Source organism: Paracoccaceae bacterium Fryx2 (genome assembly GCA_032334235.1).
In the GTDB taxonomy this organism is placed as follows: Bacteria; Pseudomonadota; Alphaproteobacteria; order Rhodobacterales; family Rhodobacteraceae; genus JAVSGI01.
In genome coordinates this window covers 1,031,015-1,054,862 of the sequence record JAVSGI010000005.1, presented here as the reverse complement: position 1 = coordinate 1,054,862, position 23,848 = coordinate 1,031,015, and the positions used below count along the sequence as shown (strand labels likewise).

22 protein-coding genes are annotated in these 23,848 nt (G+C 66.0%); 16 read left to right on the top strand and 6 right to left on the bottom strand.

The window, feature by feature from the left end:
* The first annotated feature begins 1 nt into the window (after nt 1).
* The 16 genes from nuoF to RNZ50_14165 all read left to right on the top strand — a co-directional run bounded on the left by nuoF (nt 2) and on the right by RNZ50_14165 (nt 15,778).
* Nucleotides 2-1,297, top strand: a complete 1,296-nt coding sequence (nuoF, locus tag RNZ50_14240; protein MDT8856156.1) for an NADH-quinone oxidoreductase subunit NuoF — start codon at nt 2-4, stop codon at nt 1,295-1,297.
* A gap of 3 nt (nt 1,298-1,300) precedes the next feature.
* Nucleotides 1,301-1,588 (top strand): hypothetical protein, encoded by a 288-nt coding sequence (locus RNZ50_14235; GenBank protein MDT8856155.1) that lies wholly within the window; start codon nt 1,301-1,303, stop codon nt 1,586-1,588.
* A 111-nt stretch (nt 1,589-1,699) separates the two neighbouring features.
* Nucleotides 1,700-3,712, top strand: coding sequence for an NADH-quinone oxidoreductase subunit NuoG (gene nuoG / locus RNZ50_14230; protein MDT8856154.1), 2,013 nt, complete (start codon nt 1,700-1,702; stop codon nt 3,710-3,712).
* A 4-nt stretch (nt 3,713-3,716) separates the two neighbouring features.
* Nucleotides 3,717-4,115, top strand: a complete 399-nt coding sequence (locus RNZ50_14225; GenBank protein ID MDT8856153.1) for a hypothetical protein — start codon at nt 3,717-3,719, stop codon at nt 4,113-4,115.
* Nucleotides 4,116-4,189: 74 nt separating this feature from the next.
* Complete coding sequence (nuoH, locus tag RNZ50_14220) at nt 4,190-5,227, top strand: NADH-quinone oxidoreductase subunit NuoH (GenBank protein ID MDT8856152.1); 1,038 nt, start codon at nt 4,190-4,192, stop codon at nt 5,225-5,227.
* 1 nt (nt 5,228) lies between these two features.
* Complete coding sequence (nuoI, locus tag RNZ50_14215) at nt 5,229-5,732, top strand: NADH-quinone oxidoreductase subunit NuoI (GenBank protein ID MDT8856151.1); 504 nt, start codon at nt 5,229-5,231, stop codon at nt 5,730-5,732.
* Between the two features lie 8 nt (nt 5,733-5,740).
* The gene (locus RNZ50_14210) at nt 5,741-5,923 is read left to right on the top strand and encodes a hypothetical protein (GenBank protein MDT8856150.1); all 183 of its coding nucleotides are present in this window, start codon (nt 5,741-5,743) and stop codon (nt 5,921-5,923) included.
* Nucleotides 5,924-5,926: 3 nt separating this feature from the next.
* Complete coding sequence (locus tag RNZ50_14205) at nt 5,927-6,337, top strand: carboxymuconolactone decarboxylase family protein (protein ID MDT8856149.1); 411 nt, start codon at nt 5,927-5,929, stop codon at nt 6,335-6,337.
* Nucleotides 6,334-6,948 (top strand): NADH-quinone oxidoreductase subunit J, encoded by a 615-nt coding sequence (locus tag RNZ50_14200; protein ID MDT8856148.1) that lies wholly within the window; start codon nt 6,334-6,336, stop codon nt 6,946-6,948. Before RNZ50_14205 ends, RNZ50_14200 begins: the two co-directional genes overlap by 4 nt.
* Before the next feature lie 76 nt (nt 6,949-7,024).
* Nucleotides 7,025-7,330, top strand: coding sequence for an NADH-quinone oxidoreductase subunit NuoK (gene nuoK / locus RNZ50_14195; GenBank protein ID MDT8856147.1), 306 nt, complete (start codon nt 7,025-7,027; stop codon nt 7,328-7,330).
* A gap of 4 nt (nt 7,331-7,334) precedes the next feature.
* Complete coding sequence (gene nuoL, locus RNZ50_14190; GenBank protein MDT8856146.1) at nt 7,335-9,542, top strand: NADH-quinone oxidoreductase subunit L; 2,208 nt, start codon at nt 7,335-7,337, stop codon at nt 9,540-9,542.
* Entirely contained in the window at nt 9,542-11,080 is a 1,539-nt protein-coding gene (locus RNZ50_14185) for an NADH-quinone oxidoreductase subunit M (GenBank protein ID MDT8856145.1), read from the top strand. The genes nuoL and RNZ50_14185 overlap by 1 nt, the downstream gene beginning before the upstream one ends.
* Before the next feature lie 12 nt (nt 11,081-11,092).
* Nucleotides 11,093-12,529 (top strand): NADH-quinone oxidoreductase subunit NuoN, encoded by a 1,437-nt coding sequence (nuoN, locus tag RNZ50_14180; protein MDT8856144.1) that lies wholly within the window; start codon nt 11,093-11,095, stop codon nt 12,527-12,529.
* Nucleotides 12,519-13,268, top strand: coding sequence for a biotin--[acetyl-CoA-carboxylase] ligase (locus RNZ50_14175; GenBank protein ID MDT8856143.1), 750 nt, complete (start codon nt 12,519-12,521; stop codon nt 13,266-13,268). Before nuoN ends, RNZ50_14175 begins: the two co-directional genes overlap by 11 nt.
* A 13-nt stretch (nt 13,269-13,281) precedes the next feature.
* Nucleotides 13,282-14,049, top strand: a complete 768-nt coding sequence (locus RNZ50_14170) for a type III pantothenate kinase (protein MDT8856142.1) — start codon at nt 13,282-13,284, stop codon at nt 14,047-14,049.
* A 52-nt stretch (nt 14,050-14,101) separates the two neighbouring features.
* The gene (locus tag RNZ50_14165; protein MDT8856141.1) at nt 14,102-15,778 is read left to right on the top strand and encodes a ribonuclease J; all 1,677 of its coding nucleotides are present in this window, start codon (nt 14,102-14,104) and stop codon (nt 15,776-15,778) included.
* Between the two features lie 74 nt (nt 15,779-15,852).
* Here the strand turns inward: RNZ50_14165 and RNZ50_14160 are convergent, their stop codons facing one another.
* The 6 genes from RNZ50_14160 to RNZ50_14135 all read right to left on the bottom strand — a co-directional run bounded on the left by RNZ50_14160 (nt 15,853) and on the right by RNZ50_14135 (nt 23,795).
* Nucleotides 15,853-17,463 (bottom strand): DEAD/DEAH box helicase, encoded by a 1,611-nt coding sequence (locus RNZ50_14160; GenBank protein ID MDT8856140.1) that lies wholly within the window; start codon nt 17,461-17,463, stop codon nt 15,853-15,855.
* Between the two features lie 238 nt (nt 17,464-17,701).
* Entirely contained in the window at nt 17,702-18,466 is a 765-nt protein-coding gene (locus tag RNZ50_14155; protein ID MDT8856139.1) for a hypothetical protein, read from the bottom strand.
* A gap of 102 nt (nt 18,467-18,568) precedes the next feature.
* On the bottom strand, nt 18,569-19,501 hold the full coding sequence (locus tag RNZ50_14150; protein ID MDT8856138.1) for a calcium-binding protein: 933 nt from the start codon (nt 19,499-19,501) through the stop codon (nt 18,569-18,571).
* A gap of 147 nt (nt 19,502-19,648) precedes the next feature.
* Nucleotides 19,649-21,157 (bottom strand): aldehyde dehydrogenase family protein, encoded by a 1,509-nt coding sequence (locus RNZ50_14145; protein ID MDT8856137.1) that lies wholly within the window; start codon nt 21,155-21,157, stop codon nt 19,649-19,651.
* 216 nt (nt 21,158-21,373) lie between these two features.
* Nucleotides 21,374-22,096: a lipo-like protein gene (locus RNZ50_14140; GenBank protein MDT8856136.1), complete on the bottom strand. Its 723-nt coding sequence runs from the start codon at nt 22,094-22,096 to the stop codon at nt 21,374-21,376.
* 94 nt (nt 22,097-22,190) lie between these two features.
* On the bottom strand, nt 22,191-23,795 hold the full coding sequence (locus RNZ50_14135; GenBank protein ID MDT8856135.1) for a peptide chain release factor 3: 1,605 nt from the start codon (nt 23,793-23,795) through the stop codon (nt 22,191-22,193).
* Nucleotides 23,796-23,848: the final 53 nt, after the last annotated feature.

The window sequence follows — 23,848 nt, the reverse complement described above, 5'->3', positions numbered from 1 at the left end:
GATGCTGAAAGACCAGGACCGGATCTTCACCAACCTGTACGGGATGCACGACCGCAGTCTTGCGGGCGCGCGCAAGCGCGGGCACTGGTCGGGCACGGCGGGCTTCATCGGCGAGGGCCGCGACTGGCTGGTGGACCGCATCAAGGCCTCGGGCCTGCGCGGCCGCGGCGGGGCGGGCTTTCCGACCGGGCTGAAATGGTCGTTCATGCCCAAGGCATCGGACGGGCGGCCGTCGTATCTGGTGGTGAACGCCGACGAATCCGAACCCGGCACCTGCAAGGACCGCGAGATCATGCGCCACGACCCGCACACGCTGGTCGAAGGCTGCCTGATCGCCGGTTTCGCGATGAACGCGGTGGCGGGCTACATCTACATCCGCGGCGAATACATCCGCGAGCGCGAGGCGCTGCAGACCGCGATCGACGAGGCCTATGACGCGGGGCTGATCGGCAAGAACGCCTGCGGGTCGGGCTATGACTATGATCTTTACCTGCACCACGGCGCCGGGGCCTACATCTGCGGCGAGGAAACCGCGCTGCTGGAAAGCCTTGAAGGCAAGAAGGGGATGCCGCGGATGAAGCCGCCGTTCCCGGCAGGCTCGGGCCTCTACGGCTGCCCGACCACGGTGAACAACGTCGAATCCATCGCGGTGGTGCCCACCATCCTGCGGCGCGGCGCCGAGTGGTTCGCGGGCTTCGGTCGGCCGAACAATGCCGGGACCAAGCTGTTCGGCATCTCGGGCCACGTCAACAACCCCTGCGTCGTCGAGGAGGCGATGTCGATCAGCCTGCGCGAGTTGCTCGACCGCCATTGCGGCGGCGTGCGGGGCGGCTGGAAGAACATCAAGGCGGTGATCCCCGGCGGGTCGTCGGTGCCGATGCTGAACGCCGCGCAATGCGACGATGCGATCATGGATTTCGACTGGCTGCGGGAGCAGAAGTCGGGCCTCGGCACGGCGGCGGTGATCGTGATGGATCAGAGCACCGACGTAATCAAGGCGATCTGGCGGCTGTCGAAGTTCTACAAGCACGAAAGCTGCGGCCAGTGCACCCCCTGCCGCGAAGGCACCGGCTGGATGATGCGGGTGATGGAACGGCTGGTGACCGGCGAGGCCGATGTCGAGGAGATCGACATGCTGCTGAGCGTGACCAGGCAGGTCGAGGGCCACACGATCTGCGCGCTGGGCGATGCCGCGGCCTGGCCGATCCAGGGGCTGGTGCGGCATTTCCGCGAGGAGATCGAGGACCGCATCAAGGCGAAGAAGACCGGGCGCATGGGCGCGATGGCGGCGGGGTAGGCGGTGAAGCGGGCAACAACCCTTCTGGTTCCGGCGGCGGTGCTGGCGGCCTGCGCGGCCCCGGCGCCGGTGGCGATGCCCGTCGGCGCGGCCCCGGTGCAGGCGGTGCTGAAACCGGTGGCGGGCGGCGGCGTGCGGGTTACCCGGACGGGGCCGGTGCCCTTTGCCTATGACCAGGGCGCCGATGCGCGGCGCGCGGCCGACGCGCTGTGCGGCCCGGGCGGCGTGCAAAGCTCGATCCACGACCGGTTCGACGGTGGCGGCTGGGTTTTCGTGGAGGGTTGCGCATGACCGGGATGCACGACCATGGTGACAGCGATCAGGCGTTCGGCCGGTCGCATCTGAGTGAGACAAGCCTGTGGCAAACCCACGGCTGTGCCCAAGCGGCGGCGGAGTAAGCCTATGACCAACCTCAAGAAAATCAGCATCGACGGCACCGTGATCGAGGTTGACGGCGCGATGACGCTGATCCAGGCCTGCGAGCTGGCAGGGGTGGAGGTGCCGCGCTTCTGCTACCATGAACGGCTGACCATCGCGGGCAACTGCCGCATGTGCCTGGTCGAGGTGGTGGGCGGGCCGCCGAAACCCACCGCTTCCTGCGCGATGCAGGTGCGCGACCTGCGGCCCGGCCCCAACGGCGAGCCGCCGGTGGTCCGGACCAACTCGCCCATGGTCAAGAAGGCCCGCGAGGGGGTGATGGAATTCCTGCTGATCAACCACCCGCTCGACTGCCCGATCTGCGATCAGGGCGGCGAATGCGACCTGCAGGATCAGGCGATGGCTTACGGCGTCGATTTCAGCCGCTACCGCGAGCCCAAGCGCGCGTCGGAAGACCTGGATCTGGGGCCGCTGGTCGCAACCAAGATGACGCGCTGCATTTCCTGCACGCGCTGCGTCCGCTTTACCTCGGAAGTCGCCGGGATCACCCAGATGGGCCAGACCGGGCGCGGCGAGGATGCCGAGATCACCACCTATCTTGGCGGCACGCTGGACAGCAACCTTCAGGGCAACATCATCGACCTGTGCCCGGTCGGCGCGCTGACCTCCAAGCCCTATGCCTTCACGGCGCGGCCGTGGGAACTGACCAAGACCGAAAGCATCGACGTGATGGATGCGCTGGGGTCGAACATCCGCATAGACACCAAGGGCCGCGAAGTCATGCGCATCCTGCCGCGCAACCATGACGGCGTGAACGAGGAATGGATTTCCGACAAGACCCGCTTCGTCTGGGACGGCCTGCGCCGCCAGCGGCTCGACACGCCCTACATCCGCGAGAACGGCCGCCTGCGCAAAGCGGGCTGGGGCGAGGCGCTGGTGGCTGCCGCCGCCGCGATGCGCGGGCGCAAGGTGGCGGCGCTGGTCGGTGATCTGGTGCCGGTCGAGGCGGCTTTTGCGTTGAAGGCGCTGATCGACAGTCTCGGCGGGCGGATCGAGTGCCGCACCGATGGCGCGAAGCTGCCTGCGGGCAACCGCTCGGCCTATGTCGGCACCGCGACGATTGCCGACATCGATGCTGCGAAGGTGATCACCCTGATCGGCACCAACCCGCGGCTGGAGTCGCCAGTGCTGAACGCGCGGCTGCGCAAGGCCTGGACGCTGGGGGCAGAGATCACGCTTGTCGGGCCCGCCGCCGACCTGACCTATGACGTGACCCATGCAGGCACAGGGCGCGATGCGCTGGCGCAGATGGCGGCCGGGGCGCAGGCGATGGACAAGCCCGCGCTGGTGATCGTCGGGCAGGGCGCGCTGACCGAGGCCGATGGCGAGGCCGTGCTGGCGCAGGCGATGCAGCTTGCCGGGGCGCAGGGCGGGAAGCTGCTGGTGCTGCACACCGCCGCCGCACGGGTCGGCGCGATGGATGTGGGGGCGGTGACCGAAGGCGGTCTGGCTGCCGCGCTGGACGGTGCCGAGGTGATCTACAATCTGGGGGCCGACGAGGTGGAAATCGCCGCCGGTGCCTTCGTGATCTACCAGGGCAGCCACGGAGACAGGGGCGCGCACCGCGCCGACCTGATCCTGCCGGGCGCGGCCTGGACCGAGGAAAGCGGCATCTTCGTCAACACCGAAGGCCGGCCGCAGCGCGCCTCGCGCGCGGGCTTTGCGCCTGGCGAGGCCAAGGAGAACTGGGCGATCCTGCGGGCCTTGTCGGCCGAACTGGGCGTGGTGCAGCCGTGGGACTCGCTGGCGGCGCTGCGTCGGGCGCTGGTGCAGGCGGTGCCGTATCTGGCCCGGATCGACGCGGTGCCGGTGAACGTCTGGGAACCCTTGCCGCTGCGCGATGCGGCAAGGGCCGATTTCCGCACCGCGGTGGCCGATTTCTACCTGACCAACCCGATTGCCCGCGCCAGCGCGCTGATGGCCGAGCTTTCGGCGGGCGTGGCGGCGCGGCGCAACAGCCCGCTTGCGGCGGAGTGACGGCATGACTTGCGGCACGCGCCTTTGCCTTGGCCTGACGCTCGCCCTCGCGGCGGGCTGTGCGCCGCAGGAGGCGCCCTCGACTTCGGGCTTCCGCCCGGCCTATGGCGGGATCGAGACCATCCTGCTGGACGGCGATCTGGTGAACTTTCGCGTCGCCATGAAAGGCGCGCGCAACAACGAGGATGTGGCGGCCTACGGGCGCTGTGCGGCGGCGCAATATGCGCTGATCCGGGGGTTCGGTTTCGCCCGGCATCTGCGCACCAACGTGTCGCGTGCCGGGGACGGCTGGCGCGGCGATGCGGTCTACACGATTTCGTCGGCGCTGCCCCGCGGGCTCAAGACCATCGACGCCGAAGTGACGGTGCGCGATTGTGGCGAGCAGGGCATACCGACGGTTTGACAAGGGGTGCCCGACAGGGCATCGCACGACTGGGGCCGCGCCAAGCAACAGGGCGCTGAGGAATACGGGGCATCATGGCTGACTTTCTGCAAACGGGGCTGGGGACGGTGTTGCTGCTGGCGGCGCAAAGCCTGCTGGTCGTGGCCTTCGTGATGATCAGCCTGCTGTTCCTCGTCTATGGCGACCGCAAGATCTGGGCTGCGGTGCAGATGCGGCGCGGGCCGAACGTGGTGGGGCCGTTCGGGCTGCTGCAATCGGTGGCCGATGCGCTGAAGTACGTGGTCAAGGAAATCGTCATCCCCGCCGGGGCCGACCGGGCGGTGTTCTTCCTTGCCCCGATGCTGAGCTTCGTGCTGGCGATGATGGCGTGGTCGGTCATACCCTTCGCAGACGGCTGGGTGCTGGGCGACATCAACGTGGCGATCCTGTTCATCTTTGCCGTGTCCTCGCTGGAGGTTTACGGCGTGATCATGGGGGGCTGGGCGTCGAACTCGAAATACCCGTTCCTCGGCTCGCTGCGGTCCGCCGCGCAGATGATCTCCTACGAGGTGTCGATCGGGCTGATCATCATCGGGGTGATCATCTCGACCGGGTCGCTGAACCTCAGCGACATCGTGCGGGCGCAGGACGGCGATCTGGGGCTGTTCAACTGGTACTGGCTGCCGCACCTGCCGATGGTGGTGCTGTTCTTCATCTCGGCGCTGGCCGAAACCAACCGCCCGCCGTTCGATCTGCCCGAGGCAGAGTCGGAACTGGTGGCGGGGTTCATGGTCGAATACTCCTCGACCCCCTACCTGCTGTTCATGGCCGGCGAATATATCGCCATTTTCATGATGTGCGGCCTGATGAGCGTGCTGTTCTTCGGCGGCTGGCTGTCGCCCATTCCCGGCCTGCCCGATGGCGCGCTGTGGATGGTGGGCAAGATGGCGATCTTCTTCTTCCTGTTCGCGATGGTGAAGGCCATCGTGCCGCGCTACCGCTATGACCAGCTTATGCGGATCGGCTGGAAGGTGTTCCTGCCGATGAGCCTCGGCTGGGTGATCCTGGTGGCGTTCCTGGCGAAATTCGAAGTGATGGGCGGGGCCTGGGCCCGCTGGACCGTGGGAGGCTGACGTGGGCGACAATCGTGCCATAGACTACACGCGGGCGGCGAAGTACTTCCTGATGTTCGATTTCATCAAGGGGTTCGGGCTGGGGATGAAGTATTTCTTCGCCCCCAAGGTCACGCTGAACTATCCGCATGAAAAGGGGCCGCTTTCCCCGCGGTTCCGCGGCGAGCACGCGCTGCGCCGCTACCCCAACGGCGAGGAACGCTGCATCGCATGCAAGCTGTGCGAGGCGATCTGCCCGGCGCAGGCGATCACCATCGACGCCGAACCGCGCGAGGATGGCAGCAGGCGCACGACGCGCTACGACATCGACATGACGAAATGCATCTATTGCGGCTTCTGCCAGGAAGCCTGCCCGGTCGATGCCATCGTCGAAGGCCCGAACTTCGAGTTCTCGACCGAGACCCGCGAGGAATTGTTCTACAACAAGGACCGCCTGCTGGAAAACGGCGCCCGCTGGGAAGCCGAGATTGCCCGCAACCTTGAAACCGATGCGCCCTACAGATGAGCACCCCGATGGATGACAATATCCTCGACGAGATCAGGGCCCTGCGCACCGACATCGCCGCCCTGCGGGCCGACATGGCCGTGCTGCGCCGCGAAAGCGCCGAGCAGGGCCAGATGACCGACGGGCTGTCGGTGATCCTGACGCTTCTGGCGGGCCACATGCAGCGCATCACAGACCGGCTGGAGGGCTGAGGTATGACCGAAGAATTTTCCAAGATGTTCAAGGCAATGATGGATCAGAGCCAGGAAATGGCCCGCGCCTTCAACCCGGCGCTGGAGAACTTCCAGGTCAAGGGCTTCGAGAAGCTGTTTCCCACCATGTCGAAGGACATGCTGGAGATGTGGTTCGGCAAGACCTTCAACCGCGAAGGCCTTGATGCCCGCACCCGGCTTCTGGTCACCATCGCCGCGCTGACCGTGCTGGGCGCGCAGGCCGAACCGCAGCTGCGCCTGACGATCCGCCACGCGCTTGCCGCCGGGGCGACCAAGCGCGAGGTGGCCGAGGTCATCTATCAGATGAGCATGTTCGGCGGCCTGCCCGCCATGCAGAAGGCGCTGGAAATCGCGCAGTCGGTCTTTGCCGAAACCGGGGAGGACGAGGCATGAGCTTTCCCGATGTCGCCTTCTATTCCTTTGCCCTGATCGTGATCACCGCCGGGCTGATGGTCACGATCGCTCGCAACCCGGTGCATTCGGTTCTGTGGCTGATCCTGTCGTTCATGGGGTCGTCGGGGCTGTTCCTGCTGTGCGGGGCAGAGTTCGTGGCGATGCTGCTGGTGATCGTCTATGTCGGCGCGGTGGCGGTGCTGTTCCTGTTCGTGGTGATGATGCTGGATGTGGATTTCGCCAAGCTGAAGGCGGAAATGTCGAAATACATGCCGCTGGCCCTGCTGATCGGGGTGGTGCTGCTGATGCAGTTCGCGCTGGCGATGGGCGTCTGGGTCCAGTCGGACAGCGCGATGGGGTTGCGCCAGGCGCTGGCACCCGACCTCGCCGAGGTCGAGAACACCCGCGCGCTGGGCCTGCTGATCTACGACAAGTACATCCTGCTGTTCCAGCTTTCCGGGCTGATCCTGCTGGTGGCGATGATCGGGGCGATCGTGCTGACGCTGCGCCACCGCACCGATGTCAAGCGCCAGAACGTGCTGCACCAGATGTGGCGCGATCCGGCCAAGGCGATGGAACTGAAAGACGTGAAACCGGGGCAGGGGCTCTGAGAGACGCATTCCAGCGGCCCCCGCGCGGGACCGCCCTGAACACGGAAAAACGGGCGCATGACCCGGAGGGACGAAAATGGTGGGACTTGAACATTACCTGACGGTATCGGCTGCTCTGTTCGTCATCGGGATCTTCGGCATCTTCCTGAACCGGAAGAACGTCATCGTGATCATGATGTCGATCGAGCTGATGCTGCTGGCCGTCAACATCAACCTCGTCGCCTTTTCCAGCTTTCTGGGCGATCTGGTGGGTCAGATCTTCACCCTGTTCGTGCTGACGGTTGCGGCGGCCGAGGCGGCGGTGGGTCTGGCGATCCTCGTCAGCTTCTTCCGGATGCGCGGCACCATCGATGTCGAAGACGTCAACGTGATGAAGGGCTGACGCAATGGCAACGATCATCCTACTGGCGCCGTTGCTCGGCGCGCTGATCTGCGGCTTCGGCTGGCGCTACATCGGCGAATTTGCCGGGCAGGTGATCACCACCGGCCTCGTCTTCCTGGCGGCGCTGCTGTCCTGGATCATCTTTCTGACCTTCGACGGCGTGACCACGCAGGTCGTGCTGATGCGCTGGATCGAATCCGGCAGCCTCAGCACGGAATGGGCGATCCGGCTGGACCGGCTGACCGCGATCATGCTGGTGGTGGTGACCACGGTCTCGGCGCTGGTGCACCTCTATTCCTTCGGCTACATGGCGCATGACGAGAACTGGAGCCATCACGAGCATTACAAGGCGCGGTTCTTCGCGTATCTGTCGTTCTTCACCTTCACCATGCTGATGCTGGTGACCGCCGACAACCTGGTGCAGATGTTCTTCGGCTGGGAAGGGGTGGGGGTCGCCTCCTATCTGCTGATCGGGTTCTACTACCGCAAGCCAAGCGCCAATGCGGCGGCGATCAAGGCGTTCGTCGTCAACCGGGTCGGGGATTTCGGCTTTGCGCTGGGGATCTTTGCGCTGTTCTTCCTGACCGACAGCATCCGCTTTGACGACGTGTTCGCCGCCGTGCCCGAACTGGCAGAGACCAACCTGCACTTTCTCTGGGGCGAGTGGAATGCCGCCAACCTGATCGGCGTCCTGCTGTTCATCGGGGCGATGGGCAAGTCGGCCCAACTTGGGTTGCACACCTGGCTGCCCGACGCGATGGAAGGCCCGACGCCGGTTTCGGCGCTGATCCATGCCGCGACGATGGTCACGGCGGGGGTGTTCCTCGTCTGCCGCATGTCGCCGATCTACGAATATGCGCCCGATGCCGCGATGATGGTCGTGGTGGTGGGTGCCACGACGGCGTTCTTTGCCGCGACGGTCGGTCTGGTGCAGAACGACATCAAGCGCGTCATCGCCTATTCGACCTGTTCGCAGCTTGGCTACATGTTCGTGGCGGCGGGTGTCGGGGTCTATTCGGTGGCGATGTTCCACCTGTTCACCCATGCCTTCTTCAAGGCGATGCTGTTCCTTGGCGCGGGCTCGGTGATCCATGCCATGCACCACGAACAGGACATGCGGAACTACGGCGGCCTGCGCAAGAAGATCCCCTACACCTTCGCCGCGATGCTGGTCGGCACGCTGGCGATCACCGGGGTGGGGATACCCTTCACCTACATCGGCTTCGCGGGCTTCTTTTCCAAGGATGCGGTGATCGAGTCTGCCTTCGTCGGGTCGCAGTATGCCTTCTGGCTTTTGGTGGTCGCGGCCTTCATGACCAGCTTCTACAGCTGGCGGCTGATGTTCATGACCTTCTTCGGCAAGGCGCGCGGCGATCACCACACCCATGACCATGCCCACGAAAGCCCCAAGACCATGCTGATTCCGCTGGGCGTGCTGGGCCTCGGGGCGGTGTTCTCGGGGATGATCTGGTACAACGTGTTCTTCGGCGATGAGGATCAGGTCCGCAACTGGTTCGGGATGGAGGCTGCACAGCACGAGGCTGGGGCGGGCGATCATGCCGCGGTGGAAAGCCACGCCGCCCCGGCCGAACCCGCTGCCCCGGCCGGGGCGCCTGTTGTCACCGACGGCGCGGCCGCCCCGGCAGAGCCTGCGGCCCCGGCAGATGCGCCTGTCGTCACCGACGGCGCGGCCGTTCCGGCAGAGCCTGCGGTCACCGACGCCGCACCGCACGCGGCACCGGCTGTCCATGGCGCGGCCCCGAAGGGCGCGATTGCCATGGGGCCGGACAACCATGTGCTGCACGAGGCGCATCTGGTGCCCGCCTGGGTCAAGCTGTCGCCCTTCGTCGCGATGGTCCTGGGCCTTGCGCTGGCTTGGCTGTTCTACATCGCGAATCCGGCGCTGCCGGGCAAGCTGGCTGCGCAGCAGCGCCCCCTCTACCTGTTCTTGCTGAACAAATGGTACTTTGACGAGCTCTACGAGATCATCTTCGTGCGCCCCGCCCGCTGGCTTGGCGATTTTCTGTGGCGGCGCGGCGACGGCAGCGTGATCGACGGCTCCATCAACGGGGTGGCGCTGGGCCTGATTCCCTTGCTGACCCGCCTGGCCGGGCGGGCGCAGTCTGGCTACATCTTCCACTACGCCTTCGCGATGTTCCTCGGGATTGTGATCTTCGTGACCTGGATGACGCTCACGGGGGGCGCTGAATAATGGAAAACCTGCTTTCCATCATAACCTTCATTCCGCTGGTGGCGGCGCTGATCCTGGCGCTGTTCCTGCGCGGCGATGACGAGGCGGCGCAGAAGAACGCCCGATGGCTGGCGCTGCTGGCAACCTCGGCGTCCTTCGTGGTGTCGCTGTTCCTGCTGGCGGGGTTCGACCCGTCCAACACCGGCTTCCAGTTCGTCGAGCAGCACGACTGGATCATCGGGCTGCAATACAAGATGGGGGTGGACGGCATCTCGGTGCTGTTCGTGATGCTGACCACGGCGCTGATGCCGATCACCATCGCCGCCTGCTGGCCGGTCAAGACGCGGGTCAAGGAATACATGATCGCGTTCCTGGTGCTGGAAACGCTGATGCTGGGCGTGTTCTGCGCGCTGGATCTGGTGCTGTTCTACCTGTTCTTCGAGGCGGGCCTGATCCCGATGTTCCTGATCATCGGCATCTGGGGCGGCAAGGAACGGATCTATGCGGCGTTCAAGTTCTTCCTCTACACCTTCCTCGGCTCGGTGCTGATGCTGGTCGCGATGATCGCGATGTATTTCGATGCGGGAACCACCGACATCGAGACGCTGCTGACCCACAACTTCAGCAGCGACACGATGCATCTTCTGGGCCTGCCGATCATCGGGGGGCTGCAGACGCTGCTGTTCCTGGCCTTCTTTGCCAGCTTTGCGGTGAAGATGCCGATGTGGCCGGTGCACACCTGGCTGCCCGACGCGCATGTGCAGGCCCCCACGGCGGGGTCGGTCGTGCTGGCGGCCATCCTGCTGAAGATGGGGGGCTACGGCTTCCTGCGCTTCAGCCTGCCGATGTTCCCGGTCGGGTCGGATCTGCTGTCGCCGCTGGTGCTGTGGATGAGCGCCATCGCCATCGTCTACACAAGTCTGGTGGCGCTGGCCCAAAGCGACATGAAGAAGCTGATCGCCTATTCCTCGGTGGCGCACATGGGCTTTGTCACCATGGGCATCTTTGCCGCCAACCAGCAGGGGGTCGATGGCGCGATCTTCCAGATGATCAGCCACGGCTTCATCTCGGGCGCGCTGTTCCTGATCGTGGGCGTGATCTATGACCGGATGCACACCCGCGAGATCGACGCCTATGGCGGGCTGGTCAACCGGATGCCGGTCTATGCGCTGGTGTTCATGTTCTTCACCATGGCCAACGTCGGCCTGCCGGGGACCAGCGGTTTCATCGGCGAGTTTCTGACGCTGATCGGCATCTTCCAGGTCAACACCTGGGTTGCCGCCGTGGCGACCTCGGGCGTGATCCTGTCGGCGGCCTACGGGCTGTGGCTTTACCGCCGCGTCGTGTTCGGCGCGCTGATCAAGGAAAGCCTGAAGACCATCACCGACATGACCGGCCGCGAGAAGGCCATCTTCGCGCCGCTGGTGGCCATGACCCTGCTGCTGGGCGTCTACCCGAGCCTTGTGACCGACATCATCGGTCCTTCGGTCGCCCAGCTGACCGCCGACTACCGCGCCGCGCTGCCCGTTGTTCCGGGCAGCGACGTGGCCATGCATTAAGGGACGCGACCGATGACCCCCGCCGATTTCTATACCGTGCTGCCCGAGGTGGTGCTTGCGGTCTTTGCGCTGGCTGCGCTGATGTTCGGGGCCTTCATGGGCAAGGACAACACCGCGCCAACGCTGGTCTGGGCCACCGCGGGGCTGTTTGCCGCCCTGGCCCTGTGGACCGGGGTCGCAGGCACCGGCGCGCGCACGGCCTTTGGCGGCATGTTCGTCGACGATCCGTTCTCGCGCTATGCCAAGGTGACGCTGCTTCTGTCGGCCGCCGCCGTGCTGGTGATGACGCAGGAATACATGGAACGGCGGGGCCTGCTGCGCTTCGAATACCCGATCCTGGTCGCGCTGTCGGTGATCGGCATGATGGTGATGGTGTCGTCGGGCGACCTGATGACGCTTTACATGGGGCTGGAGCTTCAAAGTCTGGCGCTTTACGTCATCGCCACCCTGCGGCGCGATTCCATCAAGTCGACCGAGGCGGGGCTGAAATACTTCGTGCTCGGGGCGCTGTCGTCGGGACTGCTGCTTTACGGCGCGTCGCTGGTCTATGGTTTTGCCGGGACGACGCTGTTTTCGGGCATCCTCAGCACGCTGGGCGGCGAGGTGCCGCTGGGGCTGCTGTTCGGGCTGGTGTTCATGCTGTCGGGGCTGGCGTTCAAGGTTTCGGCGGCGCCATTCCACATGTGGACGCCCGATGTCTATGAGGGCGCGCCGACCCCGATCACCGCGATCTTCGCCACCGCGCCCAAGGTCGCCGCGATCTGCCTGATCGCGCGGGTGGTGCATGACGCCTTTGGCGGCATCCCCGGCGACTGGGGGCAGGTGCTGGCGGCGCTGGCGGTGGCCTCGATGTTCCTTGGCGCGATTGCCGCCATCGGTCAGCGCGACATCAAGCGCCTGATGGCCTATTCCTCGATCGCCCACATGGGCTATGCGCTGGTCGGGCTGGCCTCGGGAACGGCGCAGGGGGTGCAGGCGACGCTGGTCTACATTTCGATCTATGTCACCATGAACATCGGCACCTTCGCCTTCATCCTGTCGATGGAACGGGATGGCAAGCCGATCACCGCCATCGACGGGCTGAACCAGTTCGCCCGGCGTGACCCCCTGAAGGCGCTGGCGCTGCTGGTGCTGCTGTTCAGCATGGCGGGCGTGCCGCCGATGGTCGGGTTTTTCGGCAAGTTCTTCGTGCTGAAGGCCGCGGTCGATGCCGGGATGGTCTGGCTGGCGGTGGCGGGGGCGTTGGCCTCGGTGATCGGGGCCTACTACTACCTGCGGATGGTGTTTTTCATGTATTTCGGCAAGGACGGCGAATCCATGATCAGCCGCACGGTGCCGGTGCAATGGGTCATGCTGATGGGGTCGGCGCTGATCATGGTGTTCGGCGTGATCAACCTGCTGGGCATCGAGCCGCTGGCAGCCATCGCGGCGGAATCGCTTGTCCGCTAAGGCCGCCTGGCCGGCCGGTGTTGCGCGCGTCGTGCTGGACGAGGTCGACAGCACCAACGCCGAGGCCGCCCGCCGCGCCCCCGGCCCCGCCTGGGTGCTGGGGCTGACGCAAACCGGCGGGCGCGGGCGACGCGGTCGGCCCTGGGCCAGCCCGCGCGGCAATTTCCACGCCTCGCTGGTGATGACCCCGGGCGAACCTGCCGAACAGGTGGCGCTGCGGTCCTTTGTGGCGGCGCTGGCGCTGCACGACGCCTGCGCCGGGCTGACCGGGCTGGCCGATGCCTTCACCCTGAAATGGCCCAATGACGTGCTGCTGAACGGTGGCAAGCTGGCAGGGATTCTGCTGGAAAGTGCCGGGCAGGGCGGGCGGGTCACGCATCTGGTGATCGGCATCGGCGTCAACCTGATTGCTGCCCCCGACCCCGCGCTGGTGGAAGTCGGCGCGCTGCGCCCGGTCAGCCTGCTGGGCGAGACCGGGCTGCGCGTGACGCCCGAGGCGTTCCTCGATGCGCTGGCCCCGGCCTATGCCGCGCGCGAGGCGACGTTTGTGGACCACGGCTTTGCCCCGATCCGCGCCGCCTGGCTGGCGCGCGCCGCCCGGCTGGGCCAGCCGATCCGCGCCCGCACCGGAACCCACACCCGCGAGGGCATCTTCGAGACCCTGGACCAGAGTGGCGCGCTGATCCTGAACACCGCCACCGGGCGCGAGGCGATTCCGGCGGCCGAAGTTTTCTTCTGAAAAGGGGGCAGACATGCTTCTGGCGATCGACTGCGGCAATACCAACACGGTGTTTTCCATCTGGGATGGCAGCCGTTTCCTCGCGACCTGGCGCATCGCCACAGACCACAAGCGCACGGCGGATGAATACTTCGTCTGGCTGTCGTCGCTGATGATGCTGACCAGGACCGAGGCGCTGGTGAACGAGGCGATCATTTCCAGCACCGTGCCGCGCGTGGTGTTCAACCTGCGGGTGCTCTGCAACCGCTATTTCGACTGCCGCCCGCTGGTGGTGGGCAAGCCGGAATGCAGGCTGCCGGTGGCCCCGCGCGTCGATCAGGGCACCACGGTCGGGCCGGACCGGCTGGTGAACACCGTGGCGGGGTTTGACCGGCATGGCGGCGACCTGATCGTGGTCGACTTCGGCACCGCCACCACCTTCGACGTGGTGGACATCGACGGAGCCTATATCGGCGGCGTCATTGCCCCCGGCGTCAACCTCAGCCTGGAGGCGCTGCATATGGCCGCTGCGGCGCTGCCGCATGTCGATGTCACGAAACCGCAATCCGCCATCGGCACGAATACGGTGGCCTGTATGCAATCGGGCGTGTATTGGGGCTACATCGGCCTGGTCGAAGGCATCGTGCGCCAGATCCGTCTGGAGCGCGAACGCCCGATGCGGGTGATTGCCACGGGGGGGCTTGCCCCCCTGTTCGATCAGGGAACCGACCTATTTGACGCTGTCGAGGACGATCTGACCATGCATGGTCTCGTCCTGATCAGCCAACTGAATGCCGCGTGACCGCGGAAAGACCGTCGTCCTGAACGGACGTTAACAAGGAACTGGAAAACGTATGGCCAAGAACCGACTGATCTACCTCCCCCTCGGTGGCGCGGGGGAGATAGGGATGAATTGCTATGTTTACGGCTACGGGCCGGAAGACCGCGAACGCCTGATCGTGGTCGATCTGGGCTTGACCTTCCCCGACATGGATGGAACCCCCGGCGTCGATCTGATCATGCCCGACATTTCGTGGCTTGAGGCCCGGCGCGACCGGATCGAGGCGATCTTCATCACCCACGCCCATGAAGACCACATCGGCGCGCTGGGCCACCTCTGGCCCCGGCTGAAATCGAAGATCTACGCCCGCCGCTTCACCGCCACCATCGGCCGGCTGAAGTTCGAGGAACACGGCCATCCGCAGGATGCGATTACCGTGGTCGGCACCCGCCCCGACGTGGTCGAGGCCGGGCCGTTCAAGGTGCAGTTCGTGCCGGTGGCGCATTCGATCCCGGAAAGCTCGGCGCTGATCATCGACACGCCCGGCGGGCGGATCGTGCATACTGGCGACTTCAAGCTCGACGCGAGCCCGGTGGTGGGCGAGGCCTGGGATGCGCCGCATTTCGCGGGCATCGCGGCCGAGGTGCCGGTCAAGGCGCTGATGTGCGATTCCACCAACGTGTTCTCGCCCCATCCCGGCCGGTCGGAAACCACGCTGCGCGAACCGCTGCGCGACCTGATCAAGGGCGCGCGCGGCATGGTGGTCGCCACCACCTTCGCCTCCAACGTCGCCCGGCTGAAGACGCTGGCTGAGGCGGCGCGGGCGGCGGACCGTTCGGTCTGCCTGCTGGGCCGGGCGATGAAGCGCATGGTCACGGCGGCGCAGGAGTCGGGCGTGCTGACCGATTTCCCCCCCATGCTCAGCCCCGAACAGGCGATGGAGGTGCCGCGCGGCAACCTGATGCTGATCGTCACCGGCAGCCAGGGCGAACGCCGGGCCGCCTCGGCGCAGCTCAGCCGCGGCAAGTATCTGGGGATGGAGATGAAGGAGGGCGACCTGTTCCTGTTCTCGTCCAAGACCATCCCCGGCAACGAACGCGGCGTGATCGCCATCATGAACGCCTTCAGCGAGATGGGCGTCGACATTGTCGATGACTGCAACGGGCTCTACCACGTCTCGGGCCATGCCAACCGGCCTGACCTTGAAACCATGCATCACGCGCTGAACCCCGAGATGCTGATTCCGATGCACGGCGAACACCGCCACCTGCGCGAACATGCCCGCATCGCCACCGCCAAGGGCATCGCCTCGGAAGTGGTGACCAACGGCATGTTGATCGACCTGACCGGCAGGACGCCGGAAGTGGCCGAGTTCATCGAGACCGGCCGCACCTACCTTGACGGTTCGGTGATGATCGGGGCGCGTGACGGGGTGGTGCGCGACCGGATCCGCATGGCGCTGAACGGCCATGCGCTGGTGACGGTGCTGCTTGACGAATCCGACGCGCCGCTGGGCGATGCCTGGGTGGAACTGATGGGCCTGCCTGCCCGCGGCAAGACCGGGGCTGTGCTGTCGGAAACGCTGGAATCCGAACTGGGCGAGTTTCTCAGCCGCGCCGGGGCCAAGGTGCTGCGCGACGATGACAAGCTCGACGAGGCCACGCGCCGGATCGTGCGTCAGGTCTCGATGGAGGAGATCGGCAAGAAGCCCGAGGTCACGGTGGTCGTCAGCCGCCTGTTGGCGGAATGACCTGCTGACCGGCGCATGAAGAAAAAGGGGCGCTGCGGCGCCCCTTTCTGTTGGTAACGTCAGCGTTGGTGTCGTCAGCTTTCGCTGGCTTCACCGACCGATTCGGTTTCCGGCTCGTCGGGCGTGACGGTCTCGATGCGGAAACTGCGCAGGATGAAATCGGGCACATGGTCGCCCATGCCGACCACGCCGGGGCTGTTGTCGCGCGGATAGCGGTCGCGGCGGTCATCGCGCGGCGCATCGCGGCGGCGGTCGTCGCGGCGCGGTTCTTCCCGGCGGGCGTCCTCGCGCACAGGTTCTTCCCGGCGGGGTTCCTCGCGGCGGGGCTGGGGGATGCGTTCTTCGCGAACGGCTTCGGTGGCCGCGGCCTCGACGGCTGGCACCTCGGTCGCTTCGGCATCGCGCGGCGGACGGCGGTCTTCGCCCCGTTCGCGGCTTCTGGAACTGCTGCCGCCCCGGCTGCGGCTCGACCCGCTGCTGCTGCGGCCTTCGGGTTTCGTGGTGGCGCGTGCCTCGCCGGGTTCGGGCAGGGCAAAGCCTTCCGGCAGGGTGCCGCGCGGGATCGGCTGTTTCACAAGATGCTCGATCGCCGCCAGATACTTGTCGTCATAGGGCGTGGCGATGGTGAAGGCCTTGCCCTTGCGCCCGGCCCGCCCGGTGCGGCCGATGCGGTGCACATAGTCCTCGGGGTGCGAGGGCACGTCGAAGTTGAACACATGGCTGACCGCCGGAATGTCCAGGCCGCGCGCCGCCACGTCAGAGGCGACCAGCAGATGCACCGTGCCATCGCGGAACCCGTCCAGCGTGCGGGTCCGCACCGACTGGTCAAGGTCGCCGTGAATGGGCGAGGCGTTGAAGCCGTGCTGTTTCAGCGACTTGGCAACCACGTCGACATCCATCTTGCGGTTGCAGAAGATGATCGCGTTGGTGCAGCTTTCGCCCTCGGCCCGGATCAGCGCGCGCAGGGTGGCGCGCTTGTCGGCAAAGCTCTGGTCCTTGCGCGAGGGCGTGATGGCGAACAGCTTCTGTTCGATGGTTTCCGAGGATGTCGCCTGCCGTGCCACCTCGATCTTGACCGCGCTGGTCAGGAAGGTGTTGGTGATGCGCTCGATTTCCGGCGCCATGGTGGCCGAATAGAAGAAGGTCTGGCGCGTGAAGGGGGTCAGGCTGAAGATGCGTTCGATGTCGGGGATGAACCCCATGTCGAGCATCCGGTCGGCCTCGTCCACCACCATGATCTGCACGCCGGTCAGCAAGAGCTTGCCACGCTCGAAATGGTCGAGCAGGCGGCCCGGCGTGGCGATCAGCACATCGACGCCACGGTCGATCAGCTTGTCCTGTTCACCGAACGACACGCCGCCGATCAGCAGCGCCTTGGTCAGCTTGGTGTATTTGGCGTAGGTCTCGAAATTCTCGGCCACCTGGGCGGCGAGTTCGCGGGTCGGCGCCAGCACCAGGCTGCGCGGCATCCGGGCGCGGGCGCGGCCCTGACCCAGCAGCGTGATCATCGGCAGCACGAAGCTCGCGGTCTTGCCGGTGCCGGTCTGGGCGATGCCCAGCACGTCGCGGCCTGCCAGCGCATGGGGAATGGCCTGGGCCTGAATCGGGGTCGGGGTTTCGTAGCCGGCTTCCTGCACGGCCTGAAGCACGCGGGGGTCCAGCGCAAGGTCGGAAAACTTGGTCATGTGCGTCCTGTGGATGCGGTATCGGACCGCATTGAATTCAGGGACGCTGCATATCCGGGCGCCCCGGCGTCTTTGGCCCGAAGGCTCGCCTGCGGATTATCCGAATTTCCCTCCAAGGTCAAGGTTTCTGCCTTTTCGTGTCGCATGGCGCCGAATCTGGCCCGTCAGGGGTGGGGCGGGCGCCATTCTGACCTCCGGCGGCGGTCTGGTGGCAGGGGAGGGGCGGGGTGATTCGGCTTCAATCCGCGGTTGCGCGGGCGGCGCGGCGGCGGCGCAGCTTGACGCGCATCTGGGTGATGCGGCGGAACAGGTTGCCGGGGTCGGCGTTCAGCGCCGCCAGAAGGTGGCAGGCCAGCGGCCCGATCACCGGTTCTTCCTGCGCCTCTTTCCAGATCGGCGCCAGCAGGTTGATGTCGAGCCCGCCGGTCGCCAGCGCGAATTCCGGCATTCCCAGCGGCAGGGGTGCGATGTTGCGCGGGCCGTTCCTGAAGGGGCGTGACGGTTCCAGCCCGGTGTAGCTGCGTTCATATTCGTAAAGCTTCATCAGCGAAAACAGGATGTTGAGCGATTGCCGGAGGCGGCGCTGCGCTTCCGTTTCGCCATGGTCGGCAAAGGTGATCATCGACGAGATCAGCCAGCGCGTCGACAACTCGCCCATCAGGAACGGCCCCTGCTCGACCCAGATCCGGCGGAACAGGCGGGTGGTGTTGCGCGGATAGCGCCGTTTGCGCAGATGCGCGATCAGCAGGGCATTCAACAGCGCCAGTTCGCTTTGCCCCGCCAGTTCCTGCATCAGGGCATGGCGTTTCTGCGCGTGCGGACTGGCCGGTTTGGCCAGGGGCGGCACCTCTGCCGGCAGTCTGGCCGCAGCCAGCGCGGCCAGATCGACATCAAGCGGCGGCAGGGCCTCGCCCGGCGCGAAGGTCAGCCGGGCGCGGCGCCTTTCCCAATGGGTGATCAGGCTTTCCGGGGCGTCGGGGTAGGTGGCCTGGGTGGCGGTCACGCTGCGATCCTTGGCGACTTCATCAGGCGCGATCATTGCGGCGAAGCCCTGCGCTTGCAAGTCCCGCCGGGGGCCGGATGATGATCGGCCCCCGGCGAAGCGTCAGACCAGCAGAAGGTTGTCGCCAATCACGATGTCGGCCACATTGACGCCCATCAGCAGGATGGTGTCGCCGTTGCCGTATTCGATGCTGACCCCGTTGCCCTGTTGCAGCGCCGTCACCGCCGGCGCCGAGGCGGAGTCGATCCTGATGACATCCTGCGCCGCGTTGAAGGCGGTGATCGCATCGGCACCGTCTCCGGTGCGGAAATCGAACGTGTCGGCGCCCGGACCGCCCGCCAGCACGTCGTTGCCGGTGCCGCCATCCAGCGTGTCCTTGCCCGCACCGCCGGTCAGCGTATCGGCATTGCGGCCACCATAAAGCATGTCACGACCGGCATCGCCCGTCAGCACGTCATTGCCCGCATCGCCGTAAAGCCTGTCGTTGCCTGCGCCGCCCCAGATCCGGTCTGCTCCGGCCCCGCCATAGCCCCGGTCATTGCCGTCGCCAAGCGCGAAACGGTCGTTGCCGCCGTTGCCGCGAAACAGATCATTGCCCATCAGATTGAGTTCGATCCCGTCGGGCGACCTTGTGCCGGGGTTCAGGATGTCGGCATTCCCCTTTCCGATGTAGGTCCAGTCGAGGTCGAGAAACAGCCGCTCGATCGCGCCGTTGTCGGAACCCGTAACCTCAAGCCTGACCGCATTCGAGAAATCCGCGGCGTTCATTTTCAGATCGGCAATGGAAACCTGCATCACACCATTGATCGTCTCGACAACGCTGTCGATCACACCGCCAATCAGCGCGGGCGAGCCGCCGACGAGGCCGTATTGCAGCCCAGTTCCGCTTACGGTGAAAACCGAAATGCCGTCAGTCACGACGGCAGCGGTCGGGGTGGCCGATACGAAGTCCACATCCCCTGCCAAGCGGTCGATGCCGGACAGAATGGTGCTGATCGAACTGGCCACACCCGAACCGAAAGTCGCAATTGCCATCCATTTTCCCCCTGAATTCGACGGGGATGTCAGCATGGCGACAGGGCCTGTGGCAAGGCCCTTTCGATATGATCTTGAAGGAAATTTTTGCGATCTGCGGCGGGGCAGGGTGTTTGATGCCGCCCTGCACCCGCCGGTTGCAGCCGGTCAGCCGATGTCGAAGGTCACGCCCTGCGCCAGCGGCAAGGTGCGGCCGTAGTTGATCGTGTTGGTTGCGCGGCGCATGTAGGCCTTCCACGCGTCCGACCCGCTTTCGCGCCCGCCGCCGGTTTCCTTCTCGCCACCGAACGCCCCGCCAATCTCGGCGCCCGATGGCCCGATGTTGACGTTGGCGATGCCGCAATCCGACCCGGCTGCCGACAGAAAGGCCTCGGCCTCGCGCAGGTCGTTGGTGAAGATCGACGACGACAGGCCCTGCGGCACCGCGTTGTGATCGGCCATCGCCGCATCAAGATCGCTGTAGGTCATGACGTAGAGGATCGGCGCGAAGGTTTCCCGCAGCACCGGGCCGCATTGCTGCGGCATCTCGACCAGCGCCGGGCGGGCATAGGCGCCGCCCGGGCCGTCAACCACTTCGCCGCCGGTCACGGTGCCGCCGGCCGCGCGGGCATCGTCCAGCGCGGCCTGCATCGCCCCCAGCGCGGCCGCGTCGATCAGCGGGCCGATCAGCACGCCTTGCTCCAGCGGGTTGCCGACCTTGACCGAGCCGTAAGCGGCCTTCAGGCGCGGCAGGAAGCTGGCGGCGATGCTGTCATGCAGGAACAGGCGGCGCAGGGTGGTGCAACGCTGGCCCGCGGTGCCCATGGCGGAAAATGCCACGCCGCGCAGCGTCAGGTCCAGGTCGGCCGAGGCTGTGACGATGGCCGCGTTGTTGCCGCCCAGTTCCAGCAGGCTGCGCCCGAAGCGCGCGGCGACGCGCGGGCCGACGCTGCGGCCCATCGCGGTCGATCCGGTGGCCGACACCAGCGCGACCGACGGGCTTTCCACCAGCGCCTCGCCCAGCGCCCGCCCGCCGATCAGCAGCGCGGCCAGCCCCTCGGGTGCCTGGCCCCCGGCCGCGCGGAAGCGCGCAATCGCGCGGCCCAGCAGCGCCTGCGTCGCCAATGCGCTCAGCGGCGCCTTTTCCGACGGTTTCCACACCACGGCATTGCCGCAGACCAGCGCCAGCGCCGCGTTCCACGACCACACCGCAACCGGGAAGTTGAAGGCCGAGATGATGCCCACCACCCCGATCGGGTGCCAGGTTTCCATCATCCGGTGGCTCGGGCGTTCCGAGGCGATGGTCAGCCCGTATAGCTGGCGCGACAGGCCCACGGCAAAATCGCAGATGTCAATCATCTCCTGCACTTCGCCGGCCCCTTCGGAAACCACCTTGCCGACCTCGATCGACACCAGCCGCCCCAGCGCCGCCTTGTGGGTGCGCAGCTCCTCGCCCAAAAGCCGCACCAGTTCGCCGCGCTGCGGGGCTGGCACGCTGCGCCATTCGGCATAGGCCGCGTGGGCGGCGGCGATGGCGGCGTCGGCCTCGGCGGGGGAATGTTCGGCAATCTCTGCCAGCGTTTCGCCGGTGATCGGGCTGCGGGCGGGCAGGGGGCCCGCCGTCAGCGTCACGCCAAGGGTTTCAAGCAGGGAATGGACATTGCCGGTCAGGGTCATTGCAGCCTCGCGCTAGGGATCGGGCGGACTAAGATCGGGTCGCGGGCGGGTGCGCAAGGGGCGGGTGCGGCACCATGGCCGCATGAATGGCCGAAAGATCGGGCGAAATGTCAGGCAACCCTGGCGAAATGTGGCGTTTAACCCGGCAGGATGCGCGGTTGTGCCGTGCAGAAAGGGCGGGTTGCTGTGCGAAAAAAAACCTTTCCGCGCGCCGGGTCAGCCGCCGTACCAGCGCAGTTGCCGGTAGTCGAACGCCTCTTCCACCGTCGGCTTGATCACGCGGAAATAGGGCGACAGGTCGAAATCGCGCGGGGTGTAGAGCGAATGGTGGCGGATGCGGTCCATTTCCTCGGTGAAGGCATCGTCGCGGTCGGGGCGTGGTTCGGGCAGGATCGGGTAGCGCACGCTCTGGAACGCCTCTGCGATCAGCGACGAACAGATGGCGCGCGTCGGGTCGCCCGACCCCAGCGCCAGCATCCGGCGGCGAAAGCGCTGCGGAACGGGGGGGTGCGGCAAGAGATAGCGCACCAGATCGACGACGTTGCGCAGGTCGTAGCTCTTGCCGATGCTGGCCTGCATGAATCCGATCACCCGCGCCAGATCCTCGGGGGCAAGATCCACCGGGCGGCAGATCCGGGTGTTCAGGTTCTGGTAGGTCGCGACCGGCACGGCGCGCACGCCTGCCTGCAGGTCGGCCTCGATCAGCGCGGTCGCCGCATCGCCGCCGACATAGAAGGCCGAGTGTGACCAGGTGGAATGGGTCAGATACTTGATCGCCGCCGAAACCCGACGGTCGCCTTCCACCAGCAGCACGTCGCCGGGGCGCAGGGTGGACAGCAGGCTGTGCGGTGGGGTGACGGCAAAGGGCACATAGCCCGCGGTCTGCTTTTCCAGAAAACTGGCCAGTGCGCGGCCGATTGCCGTATTGATCGGATTCATCCCGTTTCCCCGGTTTTAGCCCCGGGCATCCCGACCCGCCGCATCCAGGGACACAGGATAGCAAACCGCCCGGAAAGGGCAATTTGCCCTTCGGTCACACCATCATTTCCTTGGTCGCGGTCAGCTTGACCTCGGGGTAGTCGCGCCCGATCCGGTCGATGTCCCATTGCAGGCGGGTCAGGAACACCAGATCGCCGTCACTGTCCTGCGCGATGTGGCCCTTGTTGACGTTCACGAACCGCTCGACTTCCGCCTTCGGGCCGCTGACCCAGCGGGCCGAGGTGAAGTTGGAGCCTTCAAACCGCACCGGCAGCGAATATTCCTGCTCGATCCGGCTGGCCAGCACCTCGAACTGCAGCGCACCGACCACGCCGACGATGTAGCCCGAGCCGATCATCGGCTTGAACACCTTGGCGGCGCCTTCCTCGGCAAACTGCATCAGCGCCTTTTCCAGATGCTTGGCCTTCATCGGGTCGCCCGCGCGCACGCCCTGAAGCAGTTCGGGCGCGAAGCTGGGGATGCCGGTGAAATGCAGGGCCTCGCCCTCGGTCAGCGCATCGCCGATCCGCAACTGCCCGTGGTTCGGGATGCCGATGATGTCGCCCGCCCAGGCGTCCTCGGTCAGCTCGCGGTCGGCGGCAAGGAACAGCACCGGGTTGGTGATCGCCATCGGCTTTTTCGTGCGGACGTGGTTCAGCCGCATCCCGCGCAGGAAATGCCCCGAGGCAAGGCGCACGAAGGCCACCCGGTCGCGGTGCTTGGGGTCCATGTTGGCCTGCACCTTGAACACGAAGCCCGTGACCGTGGTTTCCTCGGGCGCGATCTGGCGTTCGCGGGCTTTCTGGATTTGCGGCTCGGGCCCGTATTCGCCCATGCCGGCCATCAGTTCCTTGACCCCGAACGAGTTGATCGCCGAGCCGAACCAGATCGGCGTCATGTGGCCTTCCAGAAACGACGCGCGGTCGAACTTCGGCAGCAGCGCCTCGACCATCTCCAGATCCTCGCGCAGCTTGGCAAGCTGTTCGGCCGGTATGTGGTCGGCCAGCTTCGGGTCCGACAGCCCGTCGATCTTGATCGATTCCGCCACCCGGTTGCGGTCGGCGCGGTCCATCAGTTCCAGCCGGTCATGCAGGATGTCGTAGCACCCGAGGAAATCGCGGCCCATGCCGATCGGCCAGGAGGCCGGCGCCACGTCGATCGCAAGATTCTGCTGGATCTCGTCGATGATCTCGAAGGTGTCGCGGGATTCGCGGTCCATCTTGTTGCAGAAGGTCAGGATCGGCAGGTCGCGCAGGCGGCAGACCTCGAACAGCTTGCGGGTCTGCGACTCGACGCCCTTCGCCCCGTCGATCACCATGATCGCGGCATCGACCGCCGTCAGGGTGCGGTAGGTGTCTTCCGAGAAATCGGAGTGGCCGGGGGTGTCGACCAGATTGAAGCGATACTGCCGGAAGTCGAACGACATGGCCGAGGCGGAGACCGAAATCCCGCGCTCCTGCTCCATCTTCATGAAGTCCGACCTTGTGCGCCGCGCCTCGCCCTTGGCGCGGACCTGCCCCGCCATCTGGATCGCGCCGCCGAACAGCAGGAACTTTTCGGTCAGCGTGGTTTTGCCGGCGTCGGGATGCGAGATGATCGCAAAGGTCCGGCGGCGGGCGATTTCGGGCGGCAGGGCGGGGCGGTTCGGCGTGTCCAACATGGCAGGGGCTTTAGCCCAAGCGGCGCGCGGCGTCTACCGTCCAGGGCAGGCAG

Coding starts and splice junctions, on each gene's coding strand:
- nuoF (MDT8856156.1), top strand. CDS start 2: ATGCTGAAAGACCAGGACCGGATCTTCACCAACCTGTACGGGATGCAC.
- nuoG (MDT8856154.1), top strand. CDS start 1,700: ATGACCAACCTCAAGAAAATCAGCATCGACGGCACCGTGATCGAGGTT.
- RNZ50_14225 (MDT8856153.1), top strand. CDS start 3,717: ATGACTTGCGGCACGCGCCTTTGCCTTGGCCTGACGCTCGCCCTCGCG.
- nuoH (MDT8856152.1), top strand. CDS start 4,190: ATGGCTGACTTTCTGCAAACGGGGCTGGGGACGGTGTTGCTGCTGGCG.
- RNZ50_14210 (MDT8856150.1), top strand. CDS start 5,741: ATGGATGACAATATCCTCGACGAGATCAGGGCCCTGCGCACCGACATC.
- RNZ50_14205 (MDT8856149.1), top strand. CDS start 5,927: ATGACCGAAGAATTTTCCAAGATGTTCAAGGCAATGATGGATCAGAGC.
- RNZ50_14200 (MDT8856148.1), top strand. CDS start 6,334: ATGAGCTTTCCCGATGTCGCCTTCTATTCCTTTGCCCTGATCGTGATC.
- nuoK (MDT8856147.1), top strand. CDS start 7,025: ATGGTGGGACTTGAACATTACCTGACGGTATCGGCTGCTCTGTTCGTC.
- nuoL (MDT8856146.1), top strand. CDS start 7,335: ATGGCAACGATCATCCTACTGGCGCCGTTGCTCGGCGCGCTGATCTGC.
- RNZ50_14185 (MDT8856145.1), top strand. CDS start 9,542: ATGGAAAACCTGCTTTCCATCATAACCTTCATTCCGCTGGTGGCGGCG.
- nuoN (MDT8856144.1), top strand. CDS start 11,093: ATGACCCCCGCCGATTTCTATACCGTGCTGCCCGAGGTGGTGCTTGCG.
- RNZ50_14170 (MDT8856142.1), top strand. CDS start 13,282: ATGCTTCTGGCGATCGACTGCGGCAATACCAACACGGTGTTTTCCATC.
- RNZ50_14165 (MDT8856141.1), top strand. CDS start 14,102: ATGGCCAAGAACCGACTGATCTACCTCCCCCTCGGTGGCGCGGGGGAG.
- RNZ50_14160 (MDT8856140.1), bottom strand. CDS start 17,463: ATGACCAAGTTTTCCGACCTTGCGCTGGACCCCCGCGTGCTTCAGGCC.
- RNZ50_14150 (MDT8856138.1), bottom strand. CDS start 19,501: ATGGCAATTGCGACTTTCGGTTCGGGTGTGGCCAGTTCGATCAGCACC.
- RNZ50_14145 (MDT8856137.1), bottom strand. CDS start 21,157: ATGACCCTGACCGGCAATGTCCATTCCCTGCTTGAAACCCTTGGCGTG.
- RNZ50_14140 (MDT8856136.1), bottom strand. CDS start 22,096: ATGAATCCGATCAATACGGCAATCGGCCGCGCACTGGCCAGTTTTCTG.
- RNZ50_14135 (MDT8856135.1), bottom strand. CDS start 23,795: ATGTTGGACACGCCGAACCGCCCCGCCCTGCCGCCCGAAATCGCCCGC.